The following is a 22,012-nucleotide window of genomic DNA, read 5'->3' on the forward strand; positions in this document are numbered from 1 at the left end:
ATGTTTCTGATAAAACGATAATTCTGAAAAACAAAATATTCGAACCGTATGCTTTGGCTTCATTTTTATCGAAAAACAAAACAAAGAAATTAGGAGCAGGTATCATTACTCAAAAGAAAAAGCAATCGATTATTGAAAAAATAATGCTTTGGATTCGTGGGAATATTTTCATACCAGATGCTCGCGTTTTTTGGGTGAAACCTTCGGTAAAATATCTTAAAAAATATATTCAAGAAAACAATATTGACACCATAATAACTTCAGGTCCACCACATAGTTTGCATTTAATAGGTTTAGATTTGAAAAAGCAACTTAATGTAAATTGGATTGCTGATTTTCGCGATCCGTGGACGACTATTGGCTATCATAAAGAACTTAAATTATCAAAATGGGCGAGTGCCAAACACAAAGCGTTGGAAAAAGAAGTAATGACAACTTGCGATACAATTTTAGTAACTTCACCCACTACAAAAACCGAATTTGAACGAATTACAAATCAACCTATTGAAGTCATTACAAATGGTTATGATGTAGAGGAAATTGATAAAAAACCTTTAGATGAAGCGTTTACTTTAGCGCATATTGGTTCGTTTTTATCGGAAAGAAATCCACAAATTTTATGGGAATCTTTATCGGAATTAATCGATGAAAATGAAGCATTTGCAACTCATTTTAAATTAAAATTAATTGGAGCGGTTAGTAAAGAAGTTATACAATCAATTTCAGATTATAAGTTAGAAACTTTTGTGCAAAATTTAGGTTATGTTTCTCACGAAGAAGCCCTAATTCATCAAAGAAGTTCACAAGTTCTATTGTTAATAGAAATTGATTCGGATGACACAAAATGTATCATTCCAGGAAAACTTTTTGAATATATGGTTTCAGAAAGACCTATTTTAGCCATCGGACCCAAAAATTCCGATTTTGAAAATATTATAAAACAAACAAATACAGGCGTTTTTTATCAATATAACGAGAAAAACGAGCTAAAAAGTAAAATTTTAAGCTATTTTAATCAATATTTAGATAAAAACTTAAAAGTTAATGCAGTCGGTTTACAACAATTTAGCAGAAAAAATTTAACAGAACAATTAGCAAAAACAATTTCAAAATTTAAAAGCAAAACAAAAGGTTAACAACACAGATTAGAGAAATATTTAAAATCTAAAAAAGTTAAAACATCTAAATAATCTAAAGATCTAAAAATCTAACCATCTAACCATCCAACAATCTAAAATGGGTATCGTAATTAAACAATCTATTAAAAACACCATCATTACTTTTATTGGTTTTGCTATTGGTGCGATTAATGTTTTGTATATGTATCCTGTTTTTTTAGGTAAAGAATATTTAGGTTTAACCAATTATGTTTTATCTGCGGCTAATATTTTGTATCCTATTTTATCATTTGGTATACAAAACACATTGATAAAGTTTTTCAATGAAAATAACAAAACAGAAGAAGAGCTAAGTAGTTATTTTAGTTATATGCTGTTGTTGCCATTACTTATCATTATTCCGTTTTTTGCGTTGTTTTATCTTTTTTACGAAAATATTGCTTTGTATGAATCGTCAAAAAACACAATTGTGTATGACTTTGTATGGGAAATTCCACTAATTGCTTTATTTATTGGGTATTTTGAGATTTTTTATGCCTGGTTGCGTGCCCATATGAAATCGGTTTTTGGATCTTTTGTTAAAGAAGTATTTGTAAGAATATTAGTAACTGTTTCGCTTTTTGCCGTTTATTTTAAATTCATAACATTACCACAGTTTGTTCATTCCTTGGTTTTGGTGTACGGAATTAGTTTGTTAGTAATTATTTACTATGCCAATAAAACGAAAAGCATTACTTTAAGTAAAAAGTTCCCGAAGAAAACCAAGTCTATTTTTGTATTTACTATTTTCATTATTTTATCGGCAAGTGTAGCCAATATGCTATTAGATATTGATAAATATATGATTAATCAATTTTTAAAAATTGAAAATATCGCTTTTTATTCTTTAGCCGTGTATTTGGCAATGGTTATTTCCGTGCCACAACGCGCAATGCATCAAATCACCTATCCTATAACAGCTAAATTAATTAGCGAAAACAAATGGCAAGAATTAAACGAATTATATAAAAAATCATCTGTAACGCTTCAAGTTATTGGTGGGTTAATTTACATTGGAATTTTAGTAAACATAAATCAAGTGTATGAAATTCTACCAAATGAAGGATATAGTCAAGGATTATTTGTAGTTTTTACAATTGGTTTGTCGAAATATTTTGATGTTATTTTAGGTAATAATAACTCCATCATATTTAATTCTAAGTATTATAAAACAGTGTTGCTTTTAGGAGTTTTATTGGTTTTTGTAATCGTAGGTTTAAATTTAATTTTTATTCCAAAATACGGAATAAACGGTGCAGCTTTAGCGACTTTAATCGCAATTGGAATGTATAGTTTAGCCAAGCTATTATTCGTGGTTTTTAAAATGAAATTATTTCCGTTTACTAAAAAAACCGTTATTTCAATCGCAATTACATTAGCGTTGTTTTTCGGATTTTACTATTGGGAATTTCCTTTTCACCCCATTATTAATATTGGTTTAAAATCGGTACTCATTTCTGTTTTATATTTGGCTTTACATTATTATTTCAAGGTTTCAAGTGATATTAATTTTGTGATTAGAAATGTTTTCAACAAGGTTTTTAATAAAAAATAAAAAATCCCGCTTCGTAAATACGTAAACAGGATTTTTCTTCAAACTAACATTTAATTTCTTTTTCGTTCTTCGGTATCTTTTTTAATTTCGTCGATGTCTTCTTTTTTCATTTTTTCTTTGCTACCATCTTTTTTATAGTAGTAATAATCGCCATCGTTTTCAGCATCATCATTGTGATAGTTTCCACCATTATATCCTGCTGGGCAAGGATTGTAGGTATAACCATAACTCATTCTGTTAACAAAACCCACAACTCCAACAATTTGTCCGTGGTAATTATAGAATAAACGCATACCTCCAATTCTGGTTAAAGCAAAACTGTTATATGTCATAAACACACTTCCAATTCGTTTAATTCTTCCATAATAGTCATAATTCACGAACACCGTTCCAATTCTTCTGATTCTACCATAATAGTCGTACTCAATTTTAATTCCTCTACTACCTCTTTCATCGATATTTGTTGTAGCTGGAATGCCTCCACGTCGAGCTATATAATTGTTGTTTCCAATATTGAAGTCAAAATCACCATTTGGAAAAACATAAAACAAAATACCTCGTTCTAAAAATACAATAGGTTCTGCATCTCTGTAATCAATTGCATAATAATTAGGATACCCATTTTGGTGTTCATTTCTACTTCCACGTCTTTCGGTTCTAATTTCTTGAGCATGTACTGCGTTTAATAGGATAAAAAAGCTGCTCACTAAAAATGTAATTTTTCTCATGATTTCTAAATTTTAAAGGTTCTACATTTTCTAATTGTTATTGTTATTTAGTTATTTTCAATTGCTATGCCAAAAGAAAAAATGTATGTGATAACGATTTGATAATAACTTGTTAATGATTTCTAATAAATTGATATTTAGTGTTTTAATATTTAAAGAATATCGACCAATATATTATCTGTTATTTACAACACAAAGTATACTTATTTTTAAAATTTCTAAAATCTGTGTTTCAAAAAAGTAAAAAATTAGACCGAAATTGAATTTAGTTTTTGTTGTTGCCTCTGAATTTACTATTTTAGCACAAATCAGAATTAGTATGCGGAAGTCATTCTTTCTATTATTTTTTATAAGCCACTTAGTTTTTGCGCAATATCCAACGGATTACTTTCGTTCTCCTTTAGATATTTCTATAAATTTATCAGGTACTTTTGGCGAATTGCGTTCCAATCATTTTCATTCAGGGTTAGATATTCGTACCAATAATATTGAAGGATTACCTGTTTACGCTGCGGCTGACGGAATGGTTGTACGAATTAAAGTATCGCCATTTGGGTATGGAAAAGCGCTATATATTGCCCATCCAAATGGATATACAACTGTTTATGCACATTTGCAGAAGTTTAGCGATAAAATTGAAGCGTACGTAAAAGAACAACAATACCGTCAGAAAAGTTTTGAAGTAGAATTATATCCCAGCAACATTAAAGTATCACAATCTGAAATTATTGCTTTGTCTGGTAATTCTGGAGGAAGTGGCGGACCCCATTTGCATTTTGAATTTAGAAATACGGCTACTGAAAAAATCATCAATCCAATGGCTTTTGGAATGAATAAATTGATTAAAGATCAAACAAATCCTGTGATTTCAAGTTTAATGGTGTATCCAGCAAACGATTCAATATCAGTAAATAAAAGCAGAAATCCAGTTAGTTTGTCGTTACAAAAACAAGTGGACGGCACTTTTTTAGCTACAAAAGTCGTAGCCAGTGGGAAAATTGGTTTTGCGCTGAATTCGTATGATATATCCACCAATAATTATAATAAAAACGGAGTATATAAAGTAGAAAGTTATTTAAATGGTTCGCCAAATTTTAAATACGAATTTGAAACGTTTGCATTTGACGAATCGAAACATATAAATTATTTTATCGATTTTAAAACGTTTAAAAAACTAAAGCAACGCTTTCAAAAATTATTTATTAAAGAGAATTATCCTTTATCTATTGTTAACGGAAATACTAAAAATGGGTTTATCGATATTAAACCCAATGTAAATTATACTTATAAAATTGTAGTTTCTGATTTTCACGGAAACACCACAGTAGTGAATGTTCCAATTTCTTATGAAAAAGCAATTCAATTTTCTGAAACATCAAAACCAGTAGTAAAAGAAAACTATTTTATAAAACACAAATCGGAATATAATTTTGAATTTGATAAAACTGCTGTTTACTTTCCACCGAATGCTTTATATGAAAATGCTACTTTAAATATTTTAGAGAAAGATGGCGTTTTAGATATAGAAAATAATTCCGAAGCCATACAAAATGCGTTTACTGTAACAATGGATATGTCAGATTTATCTGAAGAAGAAAGAAAAAAAGCGTTTATTGGTACCGTTTCGGGGTATAAGTTAGAGTACAATTCATCTTTCAAAAAAGGAACAAAAATAGCTGCTAAAGTAAAATCATTTGGAAAGTATAAAGTAGGTATTGATAATGTGCCACCTCGAATTTACAATCCTAACTTTATTGAAAACAGCAATATTTCTAAATTAAAAACGTTAAGTGTATCTATTAACGATGTACTTTCAGGTATTGATAGTTATAACGCCTATTTAAATGATCAATGGATTTTAATGGAATATGATTATAAAACCAAAAAATTAATTCATAATTTTGAAGATGGTAAAGTAATTCCAGGAAACAATATCATTAAAATTGTGGTTACGGATAAATTAGATAATACAGCCACATTTACATCAAATTTTATATATTAAGTATGCTTATACATAGTAAGTTATTTCGAATTATTCTGTTTTTTATATTTATTTCTACCTTTTCGTTTGCTCAAAAGGCCAGAATTAAAGGTGTGGTTTTAAACGAAAATCAGTTGCCTATTGAAAATGTTTCAGTAAGTTCACCTAATTCGAATACCATCACCAATAAAAATGGATTTTATGAATTAGAAATAGCTGCGAATGTGGAAGTTACAATTTCGTATTATAATTCGTCATTTAAAAAATCAACGTATAAAGTCAATTTAAAACCGAATGAAGATTTTGAATGGAATCCCATTTTAGGAACTTTCACGGAAACTATTGAAACCGTAGTAATATCAGGTAAAAACAGAAAAATTAATGGAGCCACAGCACTTTCACCTGTTTTATTAAGACGAATCCCTGGAGGAAATGCGGGTGTTGAAAATTTGATAAAAACCCTTCCTGGTGTGTATTCAAATAATGAATTAAGTACTTCGTATGCTGTACGTGGAGGAAATTACGATGAAAATTTAGTATATGTAAACGAAATTGAAGTCTATCGTCCGTTTTTAGTTCGTTCTGGGCAACAAGAGGGTTTGAGTTTTACCAATACCGATATGGTACAAAATATCGATTTTTACGCAGGTGGATTTCAAGCCAAATACGGCGATAAATTGGCTTCTGTTTTGGATATTGCGTATCGAAATCCAAAATCATTTCACGCCGGTTTAGAAGCCAGTTTTTTAGGCGGAAGTATTTTTGCTGAAGGCGTATCTAAAAATCAAAAATGGAGTAATATTACTGGAGTACGTTACAGAAATAACTCACTTTTAGTAAAAAGTCAGGAAACACAAACCAATTATAAACCTTCATTTTTAGATGTGCAATCGCTATTTAATTTCAATTTAAACACCAAATGGAATTTTAGTTTCTTAGGAAATATTGCACAAAACAATTATAAATATCAACCAACTTCTCGTCAAACTAATTTTGGTACGATTAGCGAGCCAATTGCCTTATTAATTCAATACGAAGGACAAGAAAAAGATACTTATACAACCTTTTTTGGCGCTTTAAAATCGGTTTATGAACCTAATAAAAATAATAAATACAAACATATTTCATCTATATATCACACTGTAGAACAAGAATATTATGATATTTTAGCACAATATCGTTTGGGTGAAGTAGATGCAAATATTGGTTCTGAAACCTTTGGAAACGTAGTTTTTTCTCGCGGAATCGGTTCGCAATTAAATCACGCCAGAAATAATTTAGACGCTTTAATTGTAACGAATGAAATAAAGGGAAATCATAAATTAAATGATGATAATGCTATTGAATGGAGCTTTAAGCATAATTTCGAAAACATTAGAGATAGAGTAGTAGAGTGGGAAGCTATTGATTCTGCAGGATTTTCATTACCAAATCCTGAATTGGAATATATTAATGACCAACCGTATAACCCATATTACGGGCCATTAGCGCCTTACCAAAACGTTCGTGCTAAAAATAATACCACCATAAATCGATTCAATTCCTATTTAAATTGGAATTATGAAGGAATGATTGGTTCACATACTTATTATGTAAATGCTGGAGTTCGTGGGCAAAGTTGGATGGCTTCAAATAACGGAATTTCAGGAAATAGTCAATTTACTTTTTCGCCAAGAGCACAATTTATTTTAAAACCAAATTGGAATAAAGAAATGATTTTCCGATTCTCTGTTGGTGTATATAATCAACCGCCATTTTATAGAGAATTACGTGCCAGCAATGGTTCGGTAAATCCAAATGTTAAAGATCAAAAATCCATTCATTTTGTTTTTGGACACGATTATAGTTTTCAATTGTGGAACAGACCGTTTAAATTAGTAAGTGAAGCCTATTACAAAACGATGACAGATGTAAACGCTTATACAATAGATAATGTAAGAATTAGATATGAAGCAAATAACAACGCCACGGCTTATGTATATGGAATTGATGGAAGATTAAATGGTGAATTTGTTCCTGGTGTAGAATCTTGGTTTACGTTTGGTTATTTAAAAACAGAAGAAAATCAAGGTGGTAAAGGTTTTATTGCACGTCCGACAGACCAACGATTGAAATTTGCTATTTTATTTCAAGATTATATGCCAAATATACCAAGTTTAAAAATGTACTTGAATTTAGTTTACAACACGGGTTTACCAGGTGGTTCGCCTGCTTATGCAGATCCATATTTATATCAAACAAGATTAAACGATTATAGAAGAGCCGATACCGGATTTTCTTATGTTTTTAAAGATGCTAAATTGGGTGGACATAGAAAATGGTTAGCTAATTTTTCCGAATTTAGTTTGGGCTTTGAAATTTATAATATGTTTAATAATCAAAATTCGATTACCAATACTTGGGTGCGAGATGTGTATACCAAAACACAATACGGTGTGCCAAATTATTTAACCACACGAACGTTTAATTTGAAATTAAGTATGAGAATTTAAGGTTGGAAACACAGATTTGACAGATTTTTAAAACTAAATTATTTAGAATTTAGTATATTTGATATTCAAAACAGAAACTATGAAATCGCCATAAACAAACTCGTTTGCTTGCAAACACCAATAAAAATAAAGCGATACCATATGACCTTTAAAAAACAATAAATATTTACATATGAAAAATTATATATATATCCTTTTAGCGTCTAGTGTGATGATTTTTTCTTGTCAAGAAGAAAAAGCCAAACCAAAAGTAAAATATACTGGTAAAGAAGCCAAATCATTACAAAAAGACACCACTAAGTTAGAGGTTGCTGATTTGCCTATTCAGTTTGAAGGCAGTAATGTATTGGTTTATGCAATTGGAAATTTAACCGTTGGCGATATAAATAGAAAAGGAAGTTATGAAAGCGCCTCTGCGTATGAAGGCGTTTCAGGATTTCACGTTTCTAATTCAATGGAAAATGAAATTACAGGTTATTTACAAAATTTAAAATTTCAAGAAATTGGATCTGATTCGTTATACGTTTTATCAGATAAAGTAATGCAAATTGAGCGTGTTTCGTATCTAAAAAATAACAAAATGTTAGTATATGTTTTGGCTGATGCCGATACCAATCAAGACGCAATGATTGATTCGAATGATATTAAATCACTTTACATTAGTTCAGAATTAGGAAAAAATTTCACTAAAATTTCTACAGAATTACAAGAGTTGATTGATTGGAAACATATAGAATCGTCAAATAAACTATTTTTTAGAACCATAGAAGACGCTAACAAAAATGGCGAATTCGATAAAAAAGACAAAATCCACTATCACGTAGTTAATTTAAAAGACAATAAAGTATCGGAATATTTTCCTATGTAATTTGTTATTCTAAAGTTTGTAAAGCTACTAATCTTGCGTAAGTACCATTTTTTGCAATTAAATCCGCGTGTTTTCCTTGTTCTACAATTTCACCTTTTTGCATTACAATAATGTTGTCTGCTTTTTGAATGGTTGATAAACGGTGTGCAATTACAATAGAAGTTCGGTTTTGCATCATTTTTTCTAAAGCATCTTGAACCAATTTTTCACTTTCCGTATCTAAAGCAGAAGTCGCTTCATCCAAAATCATAATAGGTGGGTTTTTCAACACGGCTCTGGCAATAGACAAACGTTGTTTTTGTCCACCAGATAATTTCCCACCAGCATCACCAATATTGGTATCAATTCCATTAGGAAGAGAAGCTACAAACTCATAGGCATTTGCAATTTTTAAAGCGTCAATAATTTCTTCATCAGTAGCATTTGGCTTTCCAATAAGTAAGTTGTTTTTTATGGATTCGTTAAATAAAATAGAATCTTGAGTAACCAAACCGATTAAACCACGTAAAGCGTGCATATCCCAATCTCTGACTTCTACACCATCCACTTCAATTGAACCTTCATTAATATCGTAAAAACGCGTTAATAAATTGGCAATTGTACTTTTCCCTGAACCCGATTGTCCTACTAAAGCAATTGTTTTTCCTTTTTCCACTTCAAATGAAAAGTTTTTTAAAACATTTTCGTCTTGGTAGGCAAAGTTGATATTTTTTACAGAAATTTTATTTTCAAAAGTATGTTTCACAAACGCATTCGGTTTATTTACTACTACATTTTCTTGTTCTAATAACGTAAACACTCTTTCTGCTGCAGCTAAACCACTTTTTACTTGGTAAGACGCTTTGGATATAGCCTTAGCTGGTGTTAAAATCGTATAAGCAAGTCCCATATATGCAATAAATTGCGTACCCTTAAGCGAAAGATCTTCTAAAACCATAATTCCACCAAACCATAGTAAAACAGCTATTGTTACGATTCCTAAAAATTCACTCATCGGTGAAGCAAGGTTGTTTTTATTAGCTATACTGGTTGTTAATTTAAGCAATCTATCTAAAGAATCATTGAATTTTTGTATGAAAGAATTTTCAGCATTATAACTCTTAACTACTTTTAATCCCGTTAAGGTTTCATCTAAGGTTGAAATAAATATCCCTTGTTCATTTTGTGCTCGAATTGACTTTGCTTTTAAATTTTTTCCAATTCGTGATATAATTAATCCAGAAATAGGAATAAATATAAATACAAATAAAGTTAATTTTACGCTTATTGCAAGCATTGCAAATATTGAAAAAACGATAGTTAAAGGCTCTCTGACAACTAATTCTAAAATTTGAAAAAAAGAATTTTGAACTTCACCCACATCACCTAACATTTTCGTCATAACATCCCCTTTTCTTTGGTCAGAATAATAGGAAATAGGCAAATGCACAATCTTACTATATAATTTTTCACGTAAATCTTTTAAAACCCCATTTCTAAGAATGGTAATTTGAAAAGAAGCTAAATAATTGAAAATATTCTTTAAAAGAGCAGTTACAATTACAATTCCAACTACTAACAGTAAAGCATATTTTGCTCCATAATCGTCGTTTAATTTTGTAATATAAAAGGCTAAATATTCTTGTCCGAAATTACTTAAATCTGCAATCCCAGAATATTCAGGTTTTTTTATGACCTTTTCAGTTTGTTTGAATAATACATCTAAAGTTGGAATTAAAGAAACCATTAATATAGTCGAAAAAAATGCATAAAAAACGTTGAAAACAACATTTAAAATCGCATTTTTCTTATACTTTAACGCAAAAGGAATTATTTTTTTTAAATTTTGATCCATTAGTTTAATTTCATTTCAGTGATTATATTCTGAATTTTGGTATCTAAAAATGTATTAGCTTCTTCGAAATCATTTGCTTCTTCTAAAATGGCATTCACACTAAAATAGAACTTAATTTTAGGTTCGGTTCCACTTGGTCTGGCGCAAATTTTAGTACCATCTTCTAAATAATAAATTAATACATTCGATTTTGGAATGTCTAAATCAAACGTTTCATTATTTATTAAATCTCGAGCCGTTGTGTTTTGATAATCTTCAATACAAACTACGCGTTGTCCGTTTATAGTTTCCATTGGATTGTCTCGTAAATCTATCATCATTTGATTGATTTCTATTAAACCTTCTTTACCTTTTTTGGTTAAAGATATTAAATGTTCTTTATAAAATCCGAAATCTAAATATAAGTTAATCAGTTCTTTATATAAACTACTTCCAGAAGCTTTCGCTTGTGCTGCAATTTCACAAACTAATAAACTTGCAGCAACGGCATCTTTATCTCTAACCGCATCACCCACCATATATCCGAAACTTTCTTCGCCACCGCCAATAAATTTCTGATTTGGGAAGTCTTTAATAAATTTTGCAATCCATTTGAAACCTGTTAAACCTACTTTACATTCAATTCCGTAAGCACTTGCTAAATCCAGCATCATTGGTGTAGAAACAATTGTAGAACCAATAAATTCTGTTCCTGTAATTTTATCAGCACGTTTCCATTGTTCAAGTAAAAAGGCCGTCATAACTACCATAGTTTGATTTCCGTTTAACAACATCATTTTACCATTCGTATCTCTAACAGCCACTCCCAATCTATCCGAATCAGGATCTGTACCAATTACGATATCAGCATTTACTTTGTCAGCTAATTCTAAAGCCATAGCTAATGCTTCTGGTTCTTCTGGATTTGGCGATTTTACAGTTGGGAAATTTCCATCAGGAATTTCTTGTGCTGCTACGATATTTACATTCGTATAACCTGCTTTTGCTAAAACAGCAGGAATAGATTTTACAGATGTTCCGTGTAACGGTGTAAAAACAATATTTAAATTTTCTTTAGCCAATTTTGGTGTATTAAAACTGGCGTTTTCAATGGTCGAATTAATAAAGGCTTCATCAACAGCTTCATTTATATATTCAATTAAACTTTCATTTGCTGAAAATATAATATCACTATATTTTAATGCTTCAATTTCTGCGATAATTTCGCCATCTTGTGGAGGTACAATTTGTCCACCATCTTGCCAATATACTTTGTATCCGTTGTATTCAGGTGGATTATGTGAAGCCGTTAATACAATTCCGGCGTGACAATCTAAGTGTTTTAAGGCAAATGATAATTCTGGAGTAGGGCGTAATTCAGAAAATAAATACACTTTTATATTGTTTGCTGAAAAAATATCCGCTACTATTTTTGCTAATGTATCGCTGTTTTTTCTACAATCGTAGGCAATAGCGACTTTTAGCTCTTCATTTGGAAAACATTTTTTTAAATAATTAGACAAGCCTTGTGTGTTTTTACCCAAAGTATATTTGTTTATACGATTGGTTCCAACACCCATAACGCCGCGCATTCCACCAGTACCAAATTCTAAATTTTTATAAAAAGCATCTTCTAAACCCTTTGGATCGGATGTCATTAGTGCTTCAATTTCAGTTTGTGTATCTTGGTCGAAAGTAGGCGTAAGCCATTCGTTTACTTGATCTAATATGTTTTGTTCTATGTGCATTGTTTTATTTTTTGTAACCAATTTTTGGTCGGTCTTCTTGTTCAATTTTTAATTCTTCTTTATCCATTAAATAATTCAAAATCTTATAAATTTCTGGAAACTGATTCTCAATTTCCTTTACTTTTGAAGTTATTTCTTCTAAATTTAGTAAGGAATTTCTTAAAATTACAAAAGTTCTCATAATTGCAATATTTATTTTAATTGCTTTTTCTGATTTTAAAACCCCTGAAAGCATTGCTACTCCTTGTTCTGTGAAAGCGAAAGGCAAATATCTCATTCCTCCATAACTTGAGGTCACAATTTGTGACCTCAAGTCGTCAAATTCAACTTTTGTCAATTCAAACATAAAATCTTCTGGGAATCTTTGAATGTTTCTTTTAACAGATTGTTTTAAAACTTTAGTTTCAATTTCATAAAGTGTTGCTAAATCATAATCTAACATCACTTTTTGATTTCGAATAATGTGAATCTTATTCGTAATAATCTCTAAATTGTTCATTTTGGCGTATATTTAAGTTATTTTTTAATTGTTGGTGTCACATTTTGTGATACCATATAACTATAATGTTTCCGATATTTTATATCGTTCTTCATTGCTTTTGGTGCGTAAAATAATTTCGCCTAAAAAACCTGCTAAAAATAATTGTGTTCCAATAATCATAGTGGTTAAGGCGATATAAAATTCGGGTCTGTTCGTAATTAAACGTGCTGTTTTATGGATAAAAAGCTTATCTATTCCTAAGTATACTGTTAGAATAAATCCTATAAAAAACATTAAACTTCCAAGCAATCCGAAGAAATGCATAGGTCGTTTACCAAATTTTGAAATGAACCAAATGGTAATTAAATCTAAAAATCCATTCACAAATCTATCGATACCAAATTTAGAACTTCCATATTTTCTGGCTTGATGAATCACTACTTTTTCACCAATTTTTGAAAATCCAGCATTTTTAGCTAAAACAGGAATGTATCGGTGCATTTCGCCTGAAACTTCTATGTTTTTAATTACTACATTATTGTAAGCTTTTAAACCGCAATTGAAATCGTTTAGTTTTACTCCAGAAATTCTTCTTGCTGCCCAGTTGAATAGTTTTGAGGGAATGTTTTTAAAAACTACAGAATCGTAGCGTTTTTTCTTCCAACCAGAAATTAAATCAAATCCTTGATTTTGAACTAAATCAAATAATTCTGGAATTTCATCTGGACTATCTTGTAAATCGGCATCCATAGTAATAACAACATCACCTAATGCTTTCGCAAATCCAGCGTGTAGGGCTTGACTTTTACCATAATTGCGTAAAAATTTAATTCCTTTGATGTTGGAATTTGACTTTTGTAAGTCTAAAATAGTTTGCCAAGACGCGTCTGTACTACCATCATCTATAAACAATACTTCATAAGAAAAGTTATGACTCGTCATAACTTTCTCAATCCATTTTGATAATTCGGGTAACGATTCTTGTTCGTTTAATAAGGGAATTACTAATGATATATTCATTTATTCGTTTAATGGGTTTGTTTTACTTTTCATTATTGCTGCTGCAATTAATCCTATAATAGATGAAAATACAATTGAAAAAGCACTTCCTTTTATGATATTTGTAATTGAATACTGATCATTTTCTTTAAGAGAAATAATTGTTTCTTTCATAACATCTTTTGGAGTACCAAATTTCTGCATAAATTCGACAGTTTTATTTATTGTAATTTCTAATATTTGTTCTTTTGCTGCAGGATCAATAAAATTAAATAATATATAATTAAACAAATTAGCAATTACAATTCCAATTACACTATAAATAAAAAATGAGGTAAAAGCTTCTTTGAAATTTATTAAACCACCCATTTCTTTTTTAGTTATTGAAATAACATAAAAACCCAATATTAAGTAGAAAAACACCATTCCAATACCAATCCATGAATTTGCAAATAAATTAATATCTACAACATACATCAATACAGTCGCAACTATAGAAATGATTCCTGAAATCACTCCAAATTTAATTCCATTTTTTTTAATAGCTTCATTCATAATTTATAAGATTTAGTTAGTTTATAGATTAGTATCTTAATTTAAAAATTTGTTACACTGCTTTTTGAACTACTTCATACACCTTTCCGTCTTCAAACTTTAATGTTTTTGCAGGGTATTTCAATAATAAGGCGTAGTCGTGCGTAGCAATTACTACCGTTTTTCCGTTGGCATTAATATTTCGTAATACTTCCATAATTTCAATACTCGTTTGAGGATCTAAATTTCCTGAAGGTTCGTCAGCTAAAATTAATTCTGGGTCGTTTAATAAGGCTCTTGCAATAGCAACTCGTTGTTGTTCGCCACCAGATAATTGGTGTGGCATTTTTGAAGCAAAATTTGCCATTCCTACTTTTTCTAAAACTTCATTAATTTGTGCATCCATTTCCGATTTGTTATCCCAGCCTGTTGCTTTCAAAACAAATAGTAAATTTTCTTTAATGCTTCGGTCAGATAATAATTTGAAATCCTGAAATACAATTCCAATTTTTCTTCGTAAAAAAGGAATGTCTTTTTCTTTTAAGGTATTTAAATTGTAATCAACAATTGTTCCTTCGCCTTCTTTTAAAGGTAAATCGGCGTAAAGTACTTTCATAAAACTACTTTTTCCAGAACCCGTTTTTCCAATAAAATATAAAAATTCACCTTTCTGAACTTCTAAGTTAATATCAGATAATATTAAATTGTTTTCTTGGTATATAGAAACGTTTTTTAAAGATAAAATCGTTTGACTCATAATGATATAATTTATTCTGTAAAAATATAAACATTTCATCGCTAAACAAAATTATTCAACTAAATTATTACGATTGCAATATTTAAGATAATTTTTGCGTTTATAATCATATCCTTTTGATATATTTGGGACTTAAAACGAATTCAATTATGAACGGTATCAAAACGCTTTTTTTAGCATTACTTTTTGTTTCGCAAAGCAATATGGCTCAACAGTCTGCTATATATTTAAATCAAAATCCAGAGTATCATAAGGCTATTCAATTGTATAAAGAAAAGCAATTTCAAGCGGCACAAATTTTATTTGAACGTGTAAAAAACACCAATCCGTCTGAAGAAATTATATCTGATTGCGATTATTTTATTGCCAATTGTGCCATAAAAACCAATCAGCAAGATGCTGATGCTTTAATGGAATCTTTCATTGAAAATCACCCAACCAGTACGAAAAGAAATTTGGCTTATTTTGAAGTTGCACACTATTATTTTGCTGAAGGAAATTATACCCAATCTTTAAAATGGTATGAAAATATTTATGAACCTGAATTAGCTGATTCCGATATAGATAAAGCTAATTTCCAAAGAGGATATGCTTATTTTTCAATCAAAAACAATAATGATGCTTCGAAGTTTTTTAAAAAAGTAATTCAATCAGATGCGTATGGAAATCAAGCCAAATATTATTTAGGATATTTAGCATACGAAAGCGACAATTATAAAGAAGCCAACGAATTATTTAATCAGGTTGCAGGGGAAGAAAAGTACAAAGAAAAAATGGGCTACTTTCAAGCAGATATGAACTTTAAATTGGGAAATTTTCAGAAAGCAATTGATTTAGGTGAACCACAATTGAAAAAATCTACAGCAATTGAAAAAAGTGAATTGTCTAAAATTATTGGAGAAAGTTATTTTAATTTAAAACAATACGACAAAGCATTACCATATTTACAAGACTATAAAGGTAAAAAAGGCAAATGGAATAATACCGATTATTACCAATTAGGGTATGCTTTTTACCAACAAAAAAATTATGAAAGTGCCATTTTGCAATTCAATAAAATTATTGATGGAAATGACTTTTTAGCACAAAATGCCTATTATCATTTAGCGGAAAGTTATTTAAATACAGATAAAAAACAACAAGCATTAAATGCATTTAAAACGGCTTCAGAAATGACTTTTGATGCTAAAATTCAAGAAGATGCCGCTTTGAATTATGCAAAATTAAGTTACGAAATAGGAAATCCGTATGTTTCAACACCTGAAATATTAAAATCTTTCATCGATAAATATCCAGATAATCTTAATAATCAAGAATTAAAAAGTTTACTTATCAATTCATTTATTACTTCTAAAAATTATACAGAAGCTTTAATTTTATTAGAGAAAAATAAAACACCTGAAAATAAATTGGCGTATCAAAAAGTTACCTTTTACAGAGGTTTAGAAGTATATACAGATGGTAAATATCAAGAAGCGTATGTGCTTTTCAAAAAATCGTTAACGGAAAACAAAGACATTAAGATTTCAGCTCGAGCATTATTCTGGAAAGGGGAATGTGAGTACAGTTTAGACCAGTTTTCAGAAGCCGTTTTAACGTACAAACAATTTTTAAATGCTGCGGCAGCAGATGAAACTCCTGAAAGCAAAACGGCTAATTATAATTTGGCATACGCTTATTTTAAAATTAAAGAATATGAAAATGCGATTCCACAGTTTAATGCATTTATTGTAAAAGTTAAAGACGATAAAGTTCGCCTTACGGATGCCTATCTTCGTATGGCTGATTGTAATTACATTTCATCAAAGTATTGGCCAGCTATGGATGCCTATAATAAAGCAATTGAGTTAAAGTGTGTAGATGCGGATTATGCCGCTTTTCAAAAAGGTATGAGTTACGGATTTGTAAATAAAAACGAAAAGAAAATTGAAGATTTAAACAAATTTGTTTCTACCTACAAAACGTCACAATATATGGATGATGCTTTGTATGAATTAGCAAATACGTATACTGTAGAAGAACAAAATGATAAAGCAATTGCCACATTTGATAATTTAATTAATCAACATAAAAACAGTGCTTATATTGCAAAATCGATTTTAAAACAGGGCTTAATTTTCTATAATACAGATAAAGATGAAGCAGCACTTACAAAATTTAAAAAGGTGGTAGCTGAATTTCCAAATTCGCCAGAATCATTTGAAGCCGTGTCTACTGCAAAAAGTATTTACAAAGCAAACGGAAATATTACTGAATATGCGGCTTGGGTTAAAACGCTATCTTTTATTGAAGTGAATGATGCGGAATTAGATAATGATATGTACGAATCGGCTGAAAAACAGTATTTAACAAATAATGCCAAACAAGCTATTTCCAGATTTACGAGTTATTTGGTGCAGTTTCCGAATGGATTACACGCGTTAAAAGTACATTTTTACTTAGCACAATTGTATTTTGCCGATACATTAGAAAAAAATGCAATTCCACATTATGAATTTGTAATTGCTCAAGCTCGAAATGAATTTACAGAGCAAGCTTTGGTTCGATTGTCTGAGATTTATTTGAAAGAGAAAAATTGTGATAGTGCCATTCCAGTATTAAAACGATTAGAAACAGATGCTGAGTATCCGCAAAACACAACGTTTGCACAATCAAATTTAATGAAATGTTATTACGAGAAACAAGATTACACCAATTCTGAAATCTATTCAGATAAAGTATTGAAAAATCCGAAAATGGATGATAACATTAAAAGCGACGCACAAATTATTATTGCTCGTTCGGCAATAAAAACCAATAATGAAGCCAATGCCAAAGAAGCCTACGCCAAATTACAGAAAATTGCAAAAGGCGAATTGGCTGCAGAAGCATTATATTACGACGCTTATTTTAAAAGCAAAGAAGGAAAATTTGATGCTTCAAACAAAGCCGTTGAAAAATATTCAAGTACGTACTCGGGTTATAAATATTTTGGTGCGAAAAGTTTATTGGTAATGGCAAAAAATTATTACGGACTTAAAGATAGTTTTCAAGCTACTGAAATTTTACAAAGTATCATAGATAATTTTGCAGAATTTACTGATGTAGTAACAGATTGTCAAACCGAATTAGAAACTATAAAAGCCGAAGAAGCGAAGACGAATTCGTCAGTTACGGAGTAAGTTTAAGAGTTTATTGAGGTTTATAAGTTTAAAAGTTTATAGGATTTTGGAATGTTTTTTATTTATAGTAAATTGAAAATTTTCTATCATCTAAAATTAATATAGAATTAAAATAATAAAAATAATTTTTGCGAAGCTTTGTGATTTCTTTGTGAAGCTCTGCGAAATAATTAAAAAAATATATGAAGAAATTAATTTTAAGTATCATCGTCTTTTCAGCTTTTCAAGTTGGTTTTTCTCAAAAGAAAGACGAAAACATTGGAAGTGAAGTAGTAAATATTGTTAAACCCTACACGCCAACCATTTCTGATGCGTTTAAAGTAAAACAAACCCCCGCCGTGGAAGAAGAAGTGATAGAACCAAAAATCCCTATCAAATTTCAAATATTTTCATTCCCAGTAGCTTCTACATTTTTACCATCTAAAGGAAAAGCTGCCGACGTAGATAAAGAAATTTTAGAAAAAGGATATTCAAATTATGTTTCTTTAGGTGCTGGAACGTATGGAACAGCAAATGCCGAACTTTTTTTAACACATCAAATAAGTAAAACCGATTATGTTGGAGGAATGTTACAACATCTATCCTCTCAAGGTGGAATAGGAGGTTTACTTTTAGATGATAGTTTTTATACAAATGCTTTAGATGCCACTTACGGAAGCAGAAATAAAAAATTTAGCTGGAATGCAGACTTAGGAATCAAAAATCAAGGGATAAACTGGTATGGTTTACCAAATTATTCTTTTTTTGATACCTCTGTAGTCAATAATATTGATGAAAAACAACAATACAATACAATTGCTATTGGTGGAAAAATGAGCTTGAAAGACAGTTTTTTTAAACAAGCTTCTTTGCAGTTCAAACATTTTTCAGATGCTTTTGGTTCAGCAGAAAATAGATTTTTTATCAAACCAAATTTTGATTTTAACGTAGTAAATCAGAAAGTGAAAACTGATTTTATTTTGGATTATGTAGGCGGAAGTTTTGATAGAAGGTTAATGCAAATGAATTCTGCTTATAATTATTCTTCATTGAATTTAGGTTTTAGCCCGAGTATCTTATACCAACAAGATGACTTGTCAGTTGAAATTGGAGCAAAAGTTTTTTATGCAATGTCTAAAATTGATCAAGAAAATAACAAAAAAATATTCTTCTATCCAAAAGTAAAAGCATCGTACAAATTAGTAGGTGATATTTTATTGGCTTATGCTGGAGCAGAAGGAAATTTACAACAAAATTCGTATGCGGATTTCGTAGATAATAATCCGTTTGTTTCTCCAACATTATTTATTGCACCAACCAATACAAAATACGATTTATATTTTGGTTTGAAAGGAAAATTAGCCAATGCAGTTGCTTTTAATGTTAAATCCTCATATTTAAATCAAGATGATAGAGCACTTTTTGCAGCAAATTATTATGATGTTTTGTCAACTAATCCAAATGGATATGCTTTTGGAAATTCTTTTAATGTGGTATATGACGATATGAAAACCTGGAGTGTATTTGGAGAATTAAAAGCAGATTTTACGAAAAACATTGCTTTTGGAATTAATGGAACATTCAATACATTTACTACAAATACGCAAAATGAAGCTTGGAATTTACCAAAACTTCAAGTGGCAAGTTTTATGGATGTTATAATTAATGAAAAATGGAGCGCTGGTGCTAAATTGTTTTTTGTTGGAGAACGAAAAGACTTGTTAAGTGTACAAAATGACGCTACTGTTTTTCCATTTGTTTTAGATAAAAGTGTGGTGACTTTAGATAGCTATTTTGATTTAAATGCCCACGTGGGTTATAAGTTCAGTAAAAGATTAAATTTCTTTTTAAAAGGAAACAATTTAGCCAATCAACAATACAAACGTTGGGCTGGATTCCCGGTGCAAAGCATTCAAATTTTAGGTGGAGCTACTTATAAATTCGATTTTTAAAATTACTTTACTGCAAAGAAGCTAAGTATTGCGAAATAGAAATCATTGAAAAAACAATTATTTAAGTGAGTAAAATTTTAATTATAGTACTGTTTCCGCTATTTGTTTTTTCGCAAAACATTAAAGGCAAAATTACAGATGCAAATCAACAACCAATTGCAGGTGCATCTGTTTATTTAGATGGCACAACCATCGGAACAGTTTCGGGTGCGGATGGTTTGTTTGAGATTACTTCAAAAAGTAAATTCAATACCTTATTAATTGTCAAATTTATGGGTTATGAAGATATTTATGTTTCAAATCCATATGAAAAACCATTTTTTACCTTCGTTTTAGTTCCAAAACAAAATGAAATTGAAACGGTTTTGGTTGTTAAAGATGGCTTTACAAGAAAGCAAAAATTACAACTTTTCAGAGAACAATTTTTAGGTGTTACAAAATATGGAAAGGCCTGTAAAATACTAAATGAAGATGCCATTGATTTTAATTACGATTTAGAAACTTTTACTTTCACGGCTTCTTGCTCGGAACCTATAAAAGTAGAAAATCCATTGTTAGGTTATATTATCGATTTTGATTTACAAGATTTTTATGTGAAATTTAATTTTAAAACCATTAAATCGATTAATGCCATTCAAAGTTTATTTTTAGGAACTGTAAAATATACAGAAACTAAGATTGACGAAAAAATAATTAAAAACAGAAACGATGTTTATTTTGGTTCAGCAGTTGACTTTTTTAAGGGTATAATCGATAATTCTTGGTCTGAAAAAAAATTCATACTATTTGAAGACAAATTTAGCGTCAATCCAAATGATTACTTTAAAGTATTGAAAAAAGACGATTTATATGAAGTAACGGTTACTTCAACAAATAAAGTTTCCTTATCAATTGGTGGGATTAAAAAAACTAATTTTTATGCCGATTTTAATCTTTTATATCGCAAAAAAAGACAATCACGCGTAATATTTAAAACCGAAACTTTTTTTGTAGATAGCTTTGGAAATAACTCACATAAAGATCAAATTGTTTTTGGTGGCGATATCGGACAACAAAAAGCTGGAAATACCTTACCTTTAGATTTTGAACCGGAAATTCTTGAAAAAGAAGTCAAAAAAAATAAATAACACTATTCCAACTTTTAATTCAGAATATTTGAAAATGCCAAACTTCAAGCAAAAAATACTTTCTCATTATCAAATAGTACTTCAAGATAAAATAGATATTTATCAAGATTTAATTCATTCTTTAACTGAAGATGCGCAAAATGACGCAAAATCTTCAGCAGGTGATAAGCACGAAACTACGTTGTCAAAATTACATATCGAACAAGAAAAAATTGCCCATAAATTAAAAGAAGCTATTGAACAACAAGCCATTTTATCAAAATTAGATATCGAACAAATTTCAAATAAAGCCATTTTAGGAAGTGTTGTTGTTACAAATCATTTAACCGTTTTTATCAGTACCGCATTGCCAAAAATTACAATTGATAATCGAGCAGTTTTTGCCATTTCTCCGCAATCGCCATTAGGTATGAAGATGATGCATCAAGCTGTAAATTCTGAATTTTTGGTAAATCAAGTTCAGTATAAAATTTTAGAAATTCTATAAAAAATTACGGTTTTCTTATTCAAATTTTACAAAACACATAATTTTCTTGATTTTTAAAACCCCGTTATTTTGCGTTTTAAGACGTTTTCTTACTTTTAGCTGTTTTTGATTGGATTAAAAAAACATCAAAACAGCATTTTTGATGCTTTTTAGCGCTTTTTAGATAAGATTTTAGAAATTAACAAATGTTGAT

General features: G+C 29.8%; 16 protein-coding genes. 9 read left to right on the plus strand and 7 right to left on the minus strand.

The annotated features are described in order from the left end of the window. Both KA468_RS06360 and KA468_RS06365 read left to right on the plus strand, forming a co-directional pair. The coding region (locus KA468_RS06360) for a glycosyltransferase (RefSeq protein WP_291242101.1) at positions 1-1,136 on the plus strand (1,136 nt) is incomplete at its 5' end. Positions 1,137-1,236: 100 nt separating this feature from the next. Further along, positions 1,237-2,712 (plus strand): oligosaccharide flippase family protein, encoded by a 1,476-nt coding sequence (locus KA468_RS06365; protein ID WP_291242102.1) that lies wholly within the window; start codon positions 1,237-1,239, stop codon positions 2,710-2,712. A 50-nt stretch (positions 2,713-2,762) separates the two neighbouring features. Here KA468_RS06365 and KA468_RS06370 read toward each other — a convergent pair whose 3' ends face one another. Continuing rightward, the gene (locus KA468_RS06370) at positions 2,763-3,440 is read right to left on the minus strand and encodes a hypothetical protein (RefSeq protein WP_291242103.1); all 678 of its coding nucleotides are present in this window, start codon (positions 3,438-3,440) and stop codon (positions 2,763-2,765) included. 259 nt (positions 3,441-3,699) lie between these two features. Here KA468_RS06370 and KA468_RS06375 point away from each other — a divergent pair, with 259 nt between their 5' ends. The 3 genes from KA468_RS06375 (at position 3,700) to KA468_RS06385 (ending at position 8,781) form a co-directional block, all read left to right on the plus strand. Next, positions 3,700-5,442: a M23 family metallopeptidase gene (locus KA468_RS06375; protein WP_291242104.1), complete on the plus strand. Its 1,743-nt coding sequence runs from the start codon at positions 3,700-3,702 to the stop codon at positions 5,440-5,442. Between the two features lie 2 nt (positions 5,443-5,444). Continuing rightward, positions 5,445-7,913, plus strand: coding sequence for a TonB-dependent receptor (locus tag KA468_RS06380; protein ID WP_291242105.1), 2,469 nt, complete (start codon positions 5,445-5,447; stop codon positions 7,911-7,913). 172 nt (positions 7,914-8,085) lie between these two features. Continuing rightward, on the plus strand, positions 8,086-8,781 hold the full coding sequence (locus KA468_RS06385) for a hypothetical protein (RefSeq protein WP_291242106.1): 696 nt from the start codon (positions 8,086-8,088) through the stop codon (positions 8,779-8,781). Between the two features lie 4 nt (positions 8,782-8,785). Here the strand turns inward: KA468_RS06385 and KA468_RS06390 are convergent, their stop codons facing one another. The 6 genes from KA468_RS06390 to KA468_RS06415 are packed head-to-tail and all read right to left on the minus strand — an operon-like array spanning position 8,786 to position 15,113. Then, entirely contained in the window at positions 8,786-10,615 is a 1,830-nt protein-coding gene (locus tag KA468_RS06390; protein ID WP_291242107.1) for an ABC transporter ATP-binding protein, read from the minus strand. Further along, positions 10,615-12,342, minus strand: coding sequence for a phospho-sugar mutase (locus KA468_RS06395; RefSeq protein ID WP_291242108.1), 1,728 nt, complete (start codon positions 12,340-12,342; stop codon positions 10,615-10,617). Before KA468_RS06395 ends, KA468_RS06390 begins: the two co-directional genes overlap by 1 nt. Positions 12,343-12,346: 4 nt before the next feature. Beyond that, the gene (locus KA468_RS06400; protein WP_291242109.1) at positions 12,347-12,841 is read right to left on the minus strand and encodes an ORF6N domain-containing protein; all 495 of its coding nucleotides are present in this window, start codon (positions 12,839-12,841) and stop codon (positions 12,347-12,349) included. Between the two features lie 60 nt (positions 12,842-12,901). Then, positions 12,902-13,843 (minus strand): glycosyltransferase family 2 protein, encoded by a 942-nt coding sequence (locus KA468_RS06405; RefSeq protein WP_291242110.1) that lies wholly within the window; start codon positions 13,841-13,843, stop codon positions 12,902-12,904. Continuing rightward, positions 13,844-14,377, minus strand: coding sequence for a DUF4199 domain-containing protein (locus KA468_RS06410; protein WP_291242111.1), 534 nt, complete (start codon positions 14,375-14,377; stop codon positions 13,844-13,846). Positions 14,378-14,429: 52 nt separating this feature from the next. Beyond that, on the minus strand, positions 14,430-15,113 hold the full coding sequence (locus KA468_RS06415) for an ATP-binding cassette domain-containing protein (protein ID WP_291242112.1): 684 nt from the start codon (positions 15,111-15,113) through the stop codon (positions 14,430-14,432). Between the two features lie 149 nt (positions 15,114-15,262). On the opposite strand from KA468_RS06415, the gene KA468_RS06420 reads away from it, so the two are divergent. The 4 genes from KA468_RS06420 (at position 15,263) to KA468_RS06435 (ending at position 21,819) form a co-directional block, all read left to right on the plus strand. Further along, on the plus strand, positions 15,263-18,274 hold the full coding sequence (locus tag KA468_RS06420) for a tetratricopeptide repeat protein (RefSeq protein ID WP_291242113.1): 3,012 nt from the start codon (positions 15,263-15,265) through the stop codon (positions 18,272-18,274). A gap of 182 nt (positions 18,275-18,456) precedes the next feature. Then, positions 18,457-20,205: a TonB-dependent receptor gene (locus KA468_RS06425; protein ID WP_291242114.1), complete on the plus strand. Its 1,749-nt coding sequence runs from the start codon at positions 18,457-18,459 to the stop codon at positions 20,203-20,205. A gap of 65 nt (positions 20,206-20,270) precedes the next feature. Next, on the plus strand, positions 20,271-21,332 hold the full coding sequence (locus KA468_RS06430; protein WP_291242115.1) for a carboxypeptidase-like regulatory domain-containing protein: 1,062 nt from the start codon (positions 20,271-20,273) through the stop codon (positions 21,330-21,332). Next, on the plus strand, positions 21,304-21,819 hold the full coding sequence (locus tag KA468_RS06435) for a hypothetical protein (RefSeq protein ID WP_291242116.1): 516 nt from the start codon (positions 21,304-21,306) through the stop codon (positions 21,817-21,819). Before KA468_RS06430 ends, KA468_RS06435 begins: the two co-directional genes overlap by 29 nt. The last annotated feature ends 193 nt before the right edge of the window (positions 21,820-22,012 follow it).

The organism is Flavobacterium sp., from assembly GCF_017985075.1.
Classification (GTDB): Bacteria; Bacteroidota; Bacteroidia; order Flavobacteriales; family Flavobacteriaceae; genus Flavobacterium.

Excerpts from the sequence above, each read along its gene's own strand:
- KA468_RS06365 (WP_291242102.1), top strand. The coding sequence starts at position 1,237 with ATGGGTATCGTAATTAAACAATCTATTAAAAACACCATCATTACTTTT.
- KA468_RS06395 (WP_291242108.1), bottom strand. The coding sequence starts at position 12,342 with ATGCACATAGAACAAAACATATTAGATCAAGTAAACGAATGGCTTACG.
- KA468_RS06410 (WP_291242111.1), bottom strand. The coding sequence starts at position 14,377 with ATGAATGAAGCTATTAAAAAAAATGGAATTAAATTTGGAGTGATTTCA.
- KA468_RS06390 (WP_291242107.1), bottom strand. The coding sequence starts at position 10,615 with ATGGATCAAAATTTAAAAAAAATAATTCCTTTTGCGTTAAAGTATAAG.
- KA468_RS06415 (WP_291242112.1), bottom strand. The coding sequence starts at position 15,113 with ATGAGTCAAACGATTTTATCTTTAAAAAACGTTTCTATATACCAAGAA.
- KA468_RS06425 (WP_291242114.1), top strand. The coding sequence starts at position 18,457 with ATGAAGAAATTAATTTTAAGTATCATCGTCTTTTCAGCTTTTCAAGTT.
- KA468_RS06385 (WP_291242106.1), top strand. The coding sequence starts at position 8,086 with ATGAAAAATTATATATATATCCTTTTAGCGTCTAGTGTGATGATTTTT.
- KA468_RS06405 (WP_291242110.1), bottom strand. The coding sequence starts at position 13,843 with ATGAATATATCATTAGTAATTCCCTTATTAAACGAACAAGAATCGTTA.
- KA468_RS06370 (WP_291242103.1), bottom strand. The coding sequence starts at position 3,440 with ATGAGAAAAATTACATTTTTAGTGAGCAGCTTTTTTATCCTATTAAAC.
- KA468_RS06420 (WP_291242113.1), top strand. The coding sequence starts at position 15,263 with ATGAACGGTATCAAAACGCTTTTTTTAGCATTACTTTTTGTTTCGCAA.
- KA468_RS06400 (WP_291242109.1), bottom strand. The coding sequence starts at position 12,841 with ATGAACAATTTAGAGATTATTACGAATAAGATTCACATTATTCGAAAT.
- KA468_RS06380 (WP_291242105.1), top strand. The coding sequence starts at position 5,445 with ATGCTTATACATAGTAAGTTATTTCGAATTATTCTGTTTTTTATATTT.